Origin of the sequence: Pseudomonas sp. p99-361 (genome assembly GCF_003935475.1) — a bacterium.
In the GTDB taxonomy this organism is placed as follows: domain Bacteria; phylum Pseudomonadota; class Gammaproteobacteria; order Pseudomonadales; family Pseudomonadaceae; genus Aquipseudomonas; species Aquipseudomonas juntendi.
Genome location: NZ_RHQO01000055.1, coordinates 17,500 through 30,119 on the forward strand (window position 1 = coordinate 17,500; position 12,620 = coordinate 30,119).

Consider the following 12,620-nt stretch of genomic DNA (forward strand, 5'->3'; position numbering starts at 1 on the left):
CCGGCACTTGCTCTAGCACGGGCGTATCAGCTACGCGCCGAGCTGTCCGACAATCGCTAAGCCTGGATGACTAGCCCAGCCATTGGCCGGCGAACGTCAAGAAAAGATCATTTAAAATTTTTTTCATTGTTCCGGATTCGACAGGCCATGGCGAAAAAAAAAGCGTACAGTGGCGCGCCTTTCGCATTGCCTGACGTGTTGCCATGAAGTTCCGCAGTAAACACCTCGCCAACTCCGCCGCCCCTACACCACCCCCTGACGCCAAGCGGTTCAGCTTGAAAGTGGCCTTGTGGCTGCTCGATAGCCCGCGCCTCGGTGACAAGCCCCAGGTCAAGCATCTTGCGGGGCGCCTGCTGAAGCAGCCGGCCCGCCAGGGTGTGGTGGTGGCGCAAAGCCGGCTAGGGCAAATGCTGTGCCGGGATTGCGGCAATGCCCGTGACCGGCGCATTGGCCATGAGTTACTGCGCCAGGCGGCGCGGGCCGGGGACCGGCGGGCGCAGCTGGAATACGCGCGGTTGTGCCAGCACAACGCGCCGGCGCAGGCGCGTTACTGGCTGGAGCTTGCGGCGGGGCAAGGTTCGCAGGAAGCGCGGCGGCTGCTGGGGCAGTGGTTTGCGGGTTGAAGGCTGATAAGCTGCACCCATTCGTACAGCGCGTTCGGGGTAAGCATGACAGTGGATCTGGCCAGCATTCTGCTCGGCGTGGTGGCAGGGGCTTTGCCCTGCCTGGGGTGGATCATGCAGCTCCAGCGCCGTCAGGGTGCACGGCAGGGCGAGCAGGCATTGCTGGAGGAGCGCCTCAACGCCGCCCAGTTGGCCCAGGCCGGGCTGCAAGCGCAGTTGGATGCCAGCCGCGACGAAATCAGCGACCTCAGCGAAGCCAATACCCTCAAGCAGAGCCAGCTGGCCGCCCAGGGTCGTGAGCTGGAGTTGCTGCAGATCGACCGCGACAACGCCCGCGACGCCGCCCATGCCTGGCACCTCGAACGCGCCAACCGCGAAGCCGAACTGCGCCGCCTGGAGGCGCAGAGCGCACGCCTGGAGGCTGAACTGCGCGAACAGCAGGAAAGCCACCAGCAACGCCTCGAAGACCTGCAAGAAGCCCGTGACACCCTGCGTGCCCAGTTCGCCGAAATGGCCACCAAGATCTTCGACGAGCGTGAGCAGCGCTTTGCCCAGACCAGCCAGCAGCACCTTGGCCAGTTGCTCGACCCCCTCAAGGAACGCATCCAGTCGTTCGAAAAACGCGTCGAGGAGAGCTACCAGCAGGAAGCCCGGGAGCGCTTCTCGCTGGGCAAGGAGCTGGAGCGCCTGCAACAGCTCAACCTGCGCCTGTCCGACGAAGCTACCAACCTGACCCAGGCACTGAAGGGGCAGAAAACCCAGGGCAACTGGGGCGAGTTGATTCTCGAGCGGGTCCTGGAGCATGCCGGCCTGGAGAAGGGCCGCGAGTACCAGACCCAGGTCAGCCTGAAAAGCGCCGATGGCGAGCGCTTCCAGCCCGATGTGCTGATCATGCTGCCGGGCGACAAGCAGGTGGTGGTGGACGCCAAGGTCAGCCTCACGGCCTACCAGCAGTTCGTTTCCAGCAATGACGAGGCCGCGCTCAAGCAGCATGTGCAATCGCTGCGCAGCCATGTCAAAGGCTTGTCGAGCAAGGATTACAACCGCCTCGAAGGCCTGCACAGCCTCGACTTCGTGTTGTTGTTCGTGCCCATCGAGGCGGCCTTCTCGGCGGCCCTGCAGGCGGAGCCTAACCTGTTCCAGGAAGCCTTCGACCGGCAGATCGTGATCGTCAGCCCCACGACCTTGCTGGCGACGTTGCGGGTGATCGACAGCCTCTGGAAGCAGGAACGCCAAGGCCAGAACGCCCGAGAGATCGCCGAGCGGGCCGGCTGGCTATACGACAAGTTCGTCCTGTTCATCCAGGACCTGGACGAGCTGGGCAGTCGCCTGCAACAGGTGGACAAAGCCTATGCTGCGGCGCGCAACAAGTTGTGCGAGGGGCGTGGTAACCTGGTAAGCCGCAGCGAGCAATTGAAGTTGCTCGGCGCCCGCGCCAGCAAAAGCCTGCCGCCCGACCTGCTGGAACGGGCGCTGGCCGACGCGGCGGTGGCCGATCAAGCGCTTACTGAACCAGGCTCAGATGGCGATTGAGCATGGCGCGCAGGGCCGCAGGCTTGACCGGCTTGGCCAGGTAGTCGAGGCCGGACGCATGCACCAGGGCAATGGTTTCCTTGCTGCCGTCGGCACTGATCACCACACCCGGTACGGGTTCACCCAACCGCGCACGTAGCCAGCCCATCAGCCCGGTGCCGGTCTCGCCGTCGTCCAGGTGGTAGTCCACCAGCGCCAGGTGCGGGCGCAGGCCGTGGTCCAGCAAGGCGGCGCATTCGGCCTGGTTACGCGCAGTAGACACCTGGCAACCCCAACGGCTGAGCAGGCTGTTCATGCCGATCAGAATGCTGTCTTCATTGTCTACGCACAGTACCTGCAAGCCTGCCAGCGGCTGGCTCGCCTGTTCCAGCGGGGCGGGCTGTGCCGGCGCGGCCTGGCGGGCGATGGGCACACTGACCCGAAACACCGTCCCTTTGCCTGGCCATGAACGCACTTCCAGTGGGTGGCCGAGCACCCGGCACAGGCCGTCGGCGATCGCCAGGCCCAGGCCCAGGCCCTTTTCGGCACGGGTCTGGTGGCTGTCCAGGCGCTTGAACTCCTGGAAGATCACCTGCAGCTTGTCGTCGGCGATGCCTGGGCCGCGGTCCCAGACTTCCAGCCACAGCCGCCCGCCCTGGCGCCGTGCCCCCAGCAGAATCGGGCTTTTGCCATAGCGCAGAGCGTTGGTAAGAAAGTTCTGCAGCACCCGGCGCAGCAGCTTCATGTCACTGTCCACCCGCAGGCGGCTGCCGCGCAGGCGGAATTCCAGGCCCTTCTCGGCAGCCAGCAGCTTGAACTCGGCGCCGAGGGTGTCGAACAGTTCGGTAAGGGCGAAGGGCTTGGCGTCTGGGGTGATCTTGCCGTTTTCCAGGCGCGAGATGTCCAGCAGGTCGCTGATCAGCTCCTCTGCCGAGCGCAGCGAGCTGTCCATGTGCTGCACCAACTGCCGGGCTTCTTCATTCATGCCTTCGGCCTGCTGCGACAAGGCGGCGGAAAACAGCCGCGCAGCGTTCAACGGTTGCATCAGGTCATGGCTGACTGCAGCCAGGAAGCGGGTCTTGGACTTGCTGACCGCTTCGGCCTGGCTCTTGGCTTCGGACAATGCCTGGTTCAGTTGCGACAGTTCATGGGTGCGCTCGGCCACCCGTTGCTCCAGGCCTTCATTGGCATCGCGCAGTGCCTGTTCGGCCTCGCGGAACGGCGTGATGTCGGTGAAACTCATGACGAACCCGCCCCCGGGCATCGGGTTGCCGATCAACTCGATTACCCGGCCGTTGGGGAACAACCGCTCGGAGGAGTGCGCACGGCCCTGGCGCATCCAGTGCAGGCGGCGCGCCACGTGCACCTGTGCTTCGCCGGGGCCGCACAACCCGCGCTCGGCGTTGTAACGGATGATGTCGGCAATCGGCCGGCCGACGCTGATCAGCCCCTCCGGGTAGTTGAACAGCTCAAGGTAACGGCGGTTCCAGGCCACCAGGTGCAGGTTCTGGTCGACCACACTGATGCCTTGGTTGATGTTTTCGATTGCTCCCTGCAGCAGGGCGCGGTTGAACTGCAGGACTTCGCTGGCTTCATCGGCGATGCGTACCACGTCTTCCAGCTGCATGTCGCGGCCTTCGATGGCCGCCTTGACCACCGCGCGGGTCGACGAGGTGCCCAGCACGCCGGCCAGCAGCCGTTCGGTGTGTTCGATCCAGTCGCCGTCCGCGTTCTGGTTGGGGTTGAAGCCTTTGCCCTGGCGGTAGGCAAAGCGGATAAAGCTCTGCCGGGCGCGCTCTTCGCCAACAAAGCGCGATGCCAGGGTCAGCAGGTCGTCGATCTGTACCGCCAGCAGCGGCTTGCTGCTGGGCCGGGCGCTGGTCTGCTGGCCAATGAAGCGGCCAGCCTGCCAATGTTCGGACACCCGCGTGCGCGACAGCAGCGACACCCAGGCGAACAGGGTGAAGTTGCCCGCCAGCGACAACACCACGCCTTGGGTCAGGGGGCTGATTGGCAGGTTCAGCGGGTTGCCGTGCAGCCAAGCCAGCCCTGGGAACACCTGCAGGGGCCAGCCCACACTGTGCGCGGCAATCGGCAACACCAAGGTGTAGAACCACAGGAAGATACCGGCAGCCAGGCCGGCAAACACACCGCGGCGGTTAGCCTGCTTCCAGTACAGTGCGCCGAGCATGGCCGGGGTCAATTGGGTCACGGCGGCGAACGCGATCTGGCCGATGGTTGCCAGGCTGGCGGTCGAGCCCAGCAGGCGATAGCTGACATAGGCCAGCAGCAGGATCACCACGATGGTCACCCGGCGCACCGAGAGCATCCAGTGACGGAAGGCTTCGAACGGCCGTTCGGCATTGTTGCGGCGTAGCAGCCAGGGCAGCAGCATGTCGTTGGAGACCATGGTCGACAGTGCCACGGCCTCGACGATGACCATGCCGGTGGCTGCCGAGGCGCCGCCGATGAACGCCAGCAGCGCCAGGCTCGGGTGGGCCTCGGCCAGCGGCAGGCTGATCACGAACGAGTCGGAAATCACGGCCCCTGGCAGCAGCATTTGCCCGGCCAGGGCAATCGGCACCACGAACAGGGCAGCCAGCCCCAGGTACAGGGGGAACACCCAGCGGGCCAGGCGCAGGTCTTGTGGTTCGATGTTCTCCACCACGGTAACGTGGAACTGCCGCGGCAGGCAGATGATCGCCATCATCGCCACGGCGGTCTGCACCACCATGGAGGGCCAATTGATGGTCTCCTGCCAGTAATCCTGCAACTGAATCGACTGGCGTGCCTGGCTGAACAGGTCGCCGAAGCCGTCATACAGGTTGAACACCACGAAGATGCCCACAGCCAGGAAGGCCAGCAGCTTGATCAGCGATTCGAAGGCAATGGCCAGGACCATGCCACGGTGGTGTTCGGTCACGTCCAGGCTGCGCGTGCCAAACACGATGGCGAACAGCGCCAATACCAGCGACACCACCAGCGCGGTGTCCTGGACGCGTGTGCCGGTGGCGTCGGCACTGGCGCCGATCAGCAAGTTCACGCCCAGCACGATGCCCTTGAGCTGCAGGGCGATGTAGGGCAGCACGCCAACCAGGCAGATCAGCGCCACTACCACCGCCAGGGTCTGCGACTTGCCATAGCGTGCGGCGATAAAGTCGGCGATCGAGGTGATGTTCTGCTGCTTGCTGATCAGCACCATCTTCTGCAACACCCAAGGCGCAAAAATCAGCAGCAGTACCGGGCCCAGGTAGATCGGCAAGAACGCCCACAGTTGTTCGGCGGCCTGGCCAACGGCGCCGAAGAAGGTCCAGCTGGTGCAGTACACGGCCAGCGACAGGCTGTACACCCAGGCACGCAGCTTGGGCGGCAACGGCGTGCTGCGGCGGTCGCCATAGAAGGCGATGGCGAACATGATGGCCATATAGGCCAGGGCGACCACGGCGATCAGCCCGCTGGACAACGACATGAAAACTCCGAAGCAATAAGATAACGCGGTCCCGATCTACCAGTCTGGCACGCTGGTGGCGCTTCGTCAGCGCCGACGATGGTCGCAGTGGCGCGTGGTCGCAGGGCCCGGCTTCGCTGACCGGTACCGGCCCTGTCGCCAGCAAGGCAGCTCACGCCTCAGAACCGCGACAGGCGGAGGATTGACAGCCCGGCATACGCGGGGAATACTGCCTCCAGAATTCATATATATGTTTATATAACAACAAGAGAGCGAGACCCATGCACCCACTGTCCGGTGATGCTCGACTGCCCCGTTACCAACAACTGCGCGACCACCTGCTTGAGCAGATTGCCAACAACCGCTGGCGCCCAGGCGAAGCGATCCCGACTGAGGCTGCCTTGGCCACCGAGTTCGACATGTCAGTCGGCACCGTGCGCAAAGCCGTGGACGTACTGGTGGCTGAAGGCGTGCTGGAGCGTCAGCAGGGGCGCGGTACCTTCGTGCGCCGCCCGCAATTCCAGTCTTCGCTGTTCCGGTTCTTCCGCTTCGAAGCCGCCAATGGCCAGCGCGCGGTGCCTGAAAGCCGCATTCTTGCCATCGAGCCGATGACCGCGCCTTCGGCGGTCGCCGAAGCACTGGGCCTGGCGGTTCACAGCGAGGTGATCCGAATTGTCCGTACGCGTCTGCTCGGCGCCCAGCCGGTACTGGCCGAAGAAATCTGGTTGCCGCGCCAGACGTTCCAGCCGTTGCTGGAGGTCGACCTGAACAGCGAGGGGCCGCTGCTGTACCCCCTCTACGAAGCACTGTGCGGCCAGGTGGTCGCCTACGCCGAAGAAACCCTCACCGCCGAAGCGGTTGACGCGGCGCATGGCCGTTTGCTGCAACTGCCGGCCGGCAGCCCGGTGGTGGTGATCGAGCGCCTGGCCCGTGACTACGCCGGCAAGCCGCTGGAATGGCGCCGCTCACGCGGCCATGCGCAGCACTTCCGCTACCGCATCGACATTCGCTAAGCCGGCGGCTGCACCCCGTTTCCCTCTGCGCCGTGCACACGCGGCGCGGTGGCTTCGCTTGCCTGGCGGTCACAGGCACACACTAGAAGGATAACAATCATGTTCAGTTGGTATCGCCAGATCACCTCGCGGGAACGCAAGACATTCTGGGCCTGTTTCGGCGGCTGGTCGCTCGATGCGCTGGAAGTGCAGATGTTCGGCCTGGCCATCCCGGCGCTGATCGCCGCGTTCTCCCTGAGCAAAGGCGATGCCGGCCTGATCAGTGGCCTGACCCTGGTGACTTCGGCCATCGGCGGCTGGCTGGGTGGCACCTTGTCCGACCGCTACGGCCGCGTGCGGACCCTGCAGTGGATGATCCTCTGGTTCTCGTGCTTCACCTTCCTCTCGGCGTTCGTCACCGGTTTTTACCCCTTGCTGTTGGTCAAGGCCATGCAAGGCTTCGGTATCGGCGGCGAGTGGGCTGCCGGCGCCGTGCTGATGGCCGAAACCATCAACCCGAAATACCGCGGCAAGGTCATGGGCACGGTGCAGAGCGCCTGGGCCGTGGGCTGGGGACTGGCCGTGGCACTGTTCATGCTGATCTACTCGCTGGTGCCGCAGGAATTTGCCTGGCGGGTGATGTTCTTCGTCGGCCTGTTGCCGTCGTTGCTGATCCTTTGGGTACGCCGCAACGTGCCCGAGCCGGACAGCTTCCAGCGCCTGCACAACGCCAATGCCATCCCTGCCAGCTTCCTGCACTCCATGGCCGGCATCTTCCGCCCGCAGCTGTTGCGCGTGACCTTGCTGGGCGGCCTGCTTGGCCTGGGCGCCCATGGTGGGTACCACGCGGTGATGACCTGGCTGCCGACCTTCCTCAAAACCGAGCGCAACCTGTCGGTGCTGAACTCCGGTGCTTACCTGGCGGTGATCATCCTGGCGTTCTGGTGCGGTTGCGTGGTCAGCGGCCTGCTGATCGACCGCATCGGCCGGCGCAAGAATATTCTGCTGTTCGCCCTGTGCTGCGTGCTGACCGTACAAGCCTATGTGTTCTTCCCGCTGACCAACACGCAGATGCTGTTCCTAGGCTTCCCGCTGGGCTTTTTCGCCGCCGGTATCCCGGCCAGTCTGGGGGCGTTTTTCAATGAACTGTACCCGGCCGAGGTGCGGGGTGCCGGGGTGGGCTTCTGCTACAACTTCGGCCGCGTACTGTCGGCAGTGTTCCCGTTCCTGGTCGTCCACATGAGCGAGTCGATGTCCTTGGGCAGCGCCATTGGTATCGACGCTGGCATCGCCTATGGCGTGGCGGTGATCGCCGCCTTGTGCTTGCCGGAGACCCGCGGGCGCACCCTCGAAAATGCCACGGCGCCGCACACCGCCGGGGCAGTTGCCAAATAACCTGACTTTTCTGTATGAGAGCCATGCCCGACGTACCTCCTTTACACCTGAGCGCGATCGACAGCCACGCCCACGTTTTCAGCCGTGGGCTGGCGCTGGCCAGTGAGCGGCGCTATGCCCCTGATTACGATGCGCCGCTGGGCGACTACCTGGGCCAGCTGCTGGCCCATGGTTTCAGCCATGGCGTGCTGGTGCAGCCGAGTTTCCTCGGCACCGACAACCGCTACCTGCTCAGCGCCCTGCAGGCTGTGCCGCAGCAACTGCGCGGGGTGGTGATGCTGGCGCCCGATGTCGAGCCACACACCCTTGCCGACATGGCCCGGTCAGGCGTGCGTGGTGTGCGCCTGAACCTGATGGGTCAGACCCTGCCGGACCTGGCCAGTCGCCGCTGGCGACCGCTGCTCGAACGCATTGGCGAACAAGGCTGGCACCTGGAACTGCACCGGCAGGTGGCGGACATACCGGCACTGGTCCGCACGCTGCAGCCCTATGGCCTGAACATCGTCATCGACCATTTCGGCCGCCCCGATGCCCGCCGTGGGCTGGGTCAGCCCGGGTTCGCCGAACTGTTGACCCTGGGCGGGCAGGGCAAGGTTTGGGTGAAGGTGTCGGGGATCTACCGGTTGGCGGGGGCGCCGGACGAGAATCTGGCCTTCGCGCGCTCGGCACTGTGCGCGCTGGAAGCGCATTACGGCGCCGAGCGCTTGATGTGGGGCAGTGATTGGCCGCATACCCAGCATGAGTCGACGATCAGCTTTGCCACTGCAGTGCAGCAGTTCGAGGCCTTGGGTTGCTCGGCTCAGCTGCGCCAGGCCCTGCTGGTGGATACCGCGCGGGCTTTGTTCGGTTTCGAATGAGCGCCTGCCGGGCGCGATCGACCCGCTGAGGGTGGCGGGTTCTGACCCTGCGCTTGCCAGCCGCTGCATTTCCCATGCAGATTTGTGGCCTGGTGCGCCCGGCGCGCCTCCAATTGAAAAGCCATCAGGACCAAGGACGATGAGTCATTCCTCGCAATTCACCTTGCTCGGCAAGCGGCGCTTCCTGCCGTTTTTCATCACTCAGTCGCTGGGTGCCTTCAACGACAACCTGTTCAAGCAGTCGCTGATCCTGGCGATCCTGTTCAAGCTCAGCCTGGGCGAGGGTGACCGGTCGATCTGGGTCAACCTGTGTGCCTTGCTGTTCATTCTGCCGTTTTTCCTGTTTTCGGCGTTAGGTGGGCAGTTTGGCGAAAAGTTTGCCAAGGACGCGCTGATCCGCGCCATCAAGCTGGCCGAGATCGCGATCATGGCGGTCGGCGCCCTGGGCTTCATCACCAACCACCTGGCGCTGATGCTGGTGGCGCTGTTCGGCATGGGCACGCATTCGGCGCTGTTCGGCCCGGTGAAGTATTCCATCCTGCCCCAGGCCCTGCGTGAAGAAGAGCTGGTCGGTGGCAACGGGCTGGTCGAAACCGGCACCTTCCTTGCCATCCTGGCAGGCACCATCGGCGCCGGGGTGATGATGTCGGCCGACAGCTACGCCACCGTGGTGGCCGGGGGGGTGGTCGGCACTGCGGTGCTGGGCTACCTGGCCAGCCGCTGGATCCCGCGGGCAGCCGCGGCCTCGCCGAACATGCCGCTGGACTGGAATATCTTCAAGCAATCGTGGGTGATCCTGCGCATGGGCCTGGGCCAGCCGCCGGCAGTGTCGCGCTCGATCGTCGGCAACTCGTGGTTCTGGTTTGTCGGTGCCATCTACCTTACGCAGATTCCGGCCTACGCCAAGGACTGGCTGCACGGTGACGGCACCGTGGTAACGCTGGTGCTGACGCTGTTCTCGGTGGGCATCGCGCTGGGCTCGCTGCTGTGCGAACGGCTCAGCGGGCGCAAGGTGGAAATCGGCCTGGTGCCATTCGGCTCGTTCGGCCTGACCTTGTTCGGGCTGCTGTGGTGGTGCCACTCTGGCGATGTGCCAGCGGCCGCTGCGCCGCATGACTGGCTGGCGCTGCTGGGCATGAGCCAGGCCTGGTGGATCCTGCTGTCGATCATTGGCCTGGGGGTGTTCGGCGGCTTCTATATCGTGCCGCTGTATGCCTTGATCCAGGCCCGCACCGGCGAAGACCAGCGCGCCCGGGTAATCGCGGCCAACAACATCCTAAATGCCCTGTTCATGGTGGTGTCGGCACTGCTCACCATCCTCCTGCTGGGCCTGGCCAAGCTGAGCATCCCCCAGCTGTTCCTGGTGGTGTCGCTGCTCAATATCGCGGTCAACGCCTACATTTTCAGGATCGTGCCCGAGTTCACCATGCGCTTCTTGATCTGGCTGCTCAGCCATTCGATGTACCGCGTGCAGCACCGTGACCTGCAGCGCATTCCCGACCAGGGTGCGGCGTTGCTGGTGTGCAACCATGTCTCGTTCGTCGACGCGCTGCTGTTGGGTGGGGCGATCCGCCGGCCGATCCGCTTTGTCATGTACTACAAGATCTACAACCTGCCGGTGCTCAACTTTGTTTTCCGTACCGCAGGGGCCATCCCGATTGCCGGGCGCAATGAAGACCAGGCCACGTACGAGCGGGCGTTCGCGCGCATTGCCGCGTACCTGGCCGACGGCGAACTGGTGTGCATCTTCCCGGAGGGCAAACTGACCGGTGATGGTGAAATCGATGTGTTCAAGGGGGGCGTCAAGCGCATCCTCGAAGAAACCCCGGTGCCGGTAATTCCGCTGGCCTTGCAGGGCTTGTGGGGCAGTTTCTTCAGCCGCGACCCACGCAAAGGCTTCTTCAAGCGGTTGTGGTCGCGGGTGACCATCGTGGCCGGTGCCGCCATCCCGGTGGAGGCGGCGCAGCCAGAAGCCTTGCGAGAGCAGGTCAGCCGCTTGCGCGGCAACCTGCGCTAGGGGAGAGGATCAGCTGGCGCTGACCTTCAGGCCGACCAGGCCGGTGATGATCAGCGCCACGCTAACCAGGCGTACCAGGGCCATGGATTCGCCGAACAGGATAATGCCGGCGATTACCGTGCCCACGGCACCCACCCCGGTCCAGATGGCGTAGGCAGTGCCCAGCGGCAACTCCTTCATGGCCAGGCCCAGAAGGCCGAGGCTGATAGCCATGGCGGCGACGGTGAGTACGGTGGGCAGTGGCTTGCTGAAGCCGTCGGTGTATTTGAGGCCTACGGCCCAGCCGACCTCGAACAGGCCGGCGAAGAACAGGATGATCCAGGACATGGTGCTTCTCCATCGTGGTGAATGATGGGGCCGTCCCCGTAATGATCACGCGGTGCGTCGTGAGGTCGTCCTCACAGTGAGCACTATAGTGCACACCTGCAGGTTTCAGGGCAAGACGCGAGACGCAAGCTGCAAGCTGCAAGAAAAATCCAAAGCAGGGGTGCCGTGTTCGATGCGGCACCGTAGTACTTTCACTTGCCACTTGCCACTTGCCACTTGCCACTTGCCACTTGCCACTTGCCACTTGCCTTTCGCTACTGCTTTCAGACCCCCTGCGGAATCTCCTCGCCACCCAGGGCCTCGAACAGTACCGGCAAGAATTCGGCAAAGGTCATCATCATCAGCTGGAAGCTGGCGTCGAACTGCTGGGCCGCCTCATCGCCACCGTCCTGTTCGGCCTGCTCCTGCAGCAGCTCTTCGAACTTCAGGCGCTTGATGACCATCTTGTCGTCGAGGATGAACGACAGCTTGTCCTGCCAGGCCAGGGCCAGTTGGGTAACCACCTTGCCGGTGCTCAGGTGCAGCTGGATTTCTTCGCCGGTCAGGTCCTGGCGTTTGCAGCGCACGATGCCACCGTCTTCGGCGGTGTCGCGCAGTTCGCACTCGTCCAGCACGTAGAAGCCTTCAGCAGCCTGTTGCGACTTGACCCAGTCGGTCATGGTAGCAACCGGTGCGATTTTTACCGTGGCTGGGCGCACTGGCAGCGAGCCCATCACTTCACGCAGGGTCGACAGCAGGTCTTCGGCACGCTTGGCGCTGGCCGAGTTGACCAGGATCACACCCTGACGCGGAGCAATGGCAGCGAAGATCATCGAGCGGCGGATGAACGCGCGCGGCAGGAAGGCCTGGATGATCTCATCCTTGATCTGGTCGCGTTCCTTCTTGTAGACCTTGCGCATCTGCTCGGTCTCGATCTCTTCGACCTTTTCCTTCACGGCGTCATTGACCACGCTGCTTGGCAGGATGCGTTCTTCCTTGCGTGCGGCAATCAGCAGGTACTCGCCGCTGACATGCACCAAGGGCGCGTCTTCGCCTTTGCCGAACGGTGCGATGAAACCATAGGTGGACAGCTCCTGGCTGGCACAGGCGCGGGCCGGCTTGCTGGCCAGGGCGGCCTCCAGCGCTTCAGGCTCGAACGGTACTTCCTGGGTCAGGCGGTAGGTCAGCAGGTTCTTGAACCACATGCGGGGCAATCTCTCATTAATGCATAAGGCGGGCATTATTCTCCGAGCAGTGCTCCCAGGCCAACCCTGTCAGAGGGCCAGTAGTGGTTAATGGCGCAAGAAAACGCCTGGCAACGCTAGGTCTTTGAAAGGCCTGAGGTTTTTTTTGAAGAAAGTTTAAAAAGTGCTTGCCAGGGTGCAGGGGCGTACGTAGAATGCGCGCCACACCGAGAGACATGGGTGATTAGCTCAGCCGGGAGAGCATCTGCCTTACAAGCAGAGGGTC

9 protein-coding genes are annotated in these 12,620 nt (G+C 63.8%); 6 read left to right on the top strand and 3 right to left on the bottom strand.

The genetic code is table 11. The annotated features are described in order from the left end of the window. Positions 1–203: 203 nt before the first annotated feature. Together EGJ22_RS19970 and rmuC are read left to right on the top strand one after the other, a co-directional pair. Complete coding sequence (locus tag EGJ22_RS19970) at positions 204–623, top strand: tetratricopeptide repeat protein (protein WP_125920369.1); 420 nt, start codon at positions 204–206, stop codon at positions 621–623. A gap of 159 nt (positions 624–782) precedes the next feature. Then, positions 783–2,156: a DNA recombination protein RmuC gene (rmuC, locus tag EGJ22_RS19975; protein ID WP_175442642.1), complete on the top strand. Its 1,374-nt coding sequence runs from the start codon at positions 783–785 to the stop codon at positions 2,154–2,156. Here rmuC and EGJ22_RS19980 read toward each other — a convergent pair. Continuing rightward, the gene (locus tag EGJ22_RS19980) at positions 2,128–5,604 is read right to left on the bottom strand and encodes a PAS domain-containing hybrid sensor histidine kinase/response regulator (protein ID WP_009686216.1); all 3,477 of its coding nucleotides are present in this window, start codon (positions 5,602–5,604) and stop codon (positions 2,128–2,130) included. The two genes, rmuC and EGJ22_RS19980, sit on opposite strands and share 29 nt — an antisense overlap. A 260-nt stretch (positions 5,605–5,864) precedes the next feature. Here EGJ22_RS19980 and EGJ22_RS19985 point away from each other — a divergent pair, with 260 nt between their 5' ends. From EGJ22_RS19985 to EGJ22_RS20000, 4 genes are all read left to right on the top strand, one after another. Continuing rightward, on the top strand, positions 5,865–6,596 hold the full coding sequence (locus EGJ22_RS19985; RefSeq protein ID WP_029886688.1) for a GntR family transcriptional regulator: 732 nt from the start codon (positions 5,865–5,867) through the stop codon (positions 6,594–6,596). 99 nt (positions 6,597–6,695) lie between these two features. Further along, the gene (locus EGJ22_RS19990; RefSeq protein ID WP_125920370.1) at positions 6,696–7,970 is read left to right on the top strand and encodes an MFS transporter; all 1,275 of its coding nucleotides are present in this window, start codon (positions 6,696–6,698) and stop codon (positions 7,968–7,970) included. 23 nt (positions 7,971–7,993) lie between these two features. After that, positions 7,994–8,827, top strand: a complete 834-nt coding sequence (locus tag EGJ22_RS19995) for an amidohydrolase (protein WP_115293524.1) — start codon at positions 7,994–7,996, stop codon at positions 8,825–8,827. 139 nt (positions 8,828–8,966) lie between these two features. Next, positions 8,967–10,844 carry an MFS transporter gene (locus EGJ22_RS20000; RefSeq protein WP_125920371.1) on the top strand — a complete coding sequence of 626 codons (1,878 nt, stop codon included), beginning with the start codon at positions 8,967–8,969 and terminating at the stop codon, positions 10,842–10,844. A 9-nt stretch (positions 10,845–10,853) separates the two neighbouring features. Here EGJ22_RS20000 and sugE read toward each other — a convergent pair whose 3' ends face one another. Continuing rightward, positions 10,854–11,171 carry a quaternary ammonium compound efflux SMR transporter SugE gene (gene sugE, locus EGJ22_RS20005; protein ID WP_009686221.1) on the bottom strand — a complete coding sequence of 106 codons (318 nt, stop codon included), beginning with the start codon at positions 11,169–11,171 and terminating at the stop codon, positions 10,854–10,856. A 263-nt stretch (positions 11,172–11,434) separates the two neighbouring features. Next, on the bottom strand, positions 11,435–12,355 hold the full coding sequence (gene rdgC, locus EGJ22_RS20010; protein WP_009686222.1) for a recombination-associated protein RdgC: 921 nt from the start codon (positions 12,353–12,355) through the stop codon (positions 11,435–11,437). Positions 12,356–12,620 lie beyond the last annotated feature (265 nt).

Bases quoted from the DNA above. Each gene is read 5' to 3' on its own strand.
- EGJ22_RS19995 (WP_115293524.1), top strand. From the start codon at position 7,994: ATGCCCGACGTACCTCCTTTACACCTGAGCGCGATCGACAGCCACGCC.
- EGJ22_RS19980 (WP_009686216.1), bottom strand. From the start codon at position 5,604: ATGTCGTTGTCCAGCGGGCTGATCGCCGTGGTCGCCCTGGCCTATATG.
- rdgC (WP_009686222.1), bottom strand. From the start codon at position 12,355: ATGTGGTTCAAGAACCTGCTGACCTACCGCCTGACCCAGGAAGTACCG.
- EGJ22_RS19990 (WP_125920370.1), top strand. From the start codon at position 6,696: ATGTTCAGTTGGTATCGCCAGATCACCTCGCGGGAACGCAAGACATTC.
- EGJ22_RS19985 (WP_029886688.1), top strand. From the start codon at position 5,865: ATGCACCCACTGTCCGGTGATGCTCGACTGCCCCGTTACCAACAACTG.
- sugE (WP_009686221.1), bottom strand. From the start codon at position 11,171: ATGTCCTGGATCATCCTGTTCTTCGCCGGCCTGTTCGAGGTCGGCTGG.
- EGJ22_RS19970 (WP_125920369.1), top strand. From the start codon at position 204: ATGAAGTTCCGCAGTAAACACCTCGCCAACTCCGCCGCCCCTACACCA.
- EGJ22_RS20000 (WP_125920371.1), top strand. From the start codon at position 8,967: ATGAGTCATTCCTCGCAATTCACCTTGCTCGGCAAGCGGCGCTTCCTG.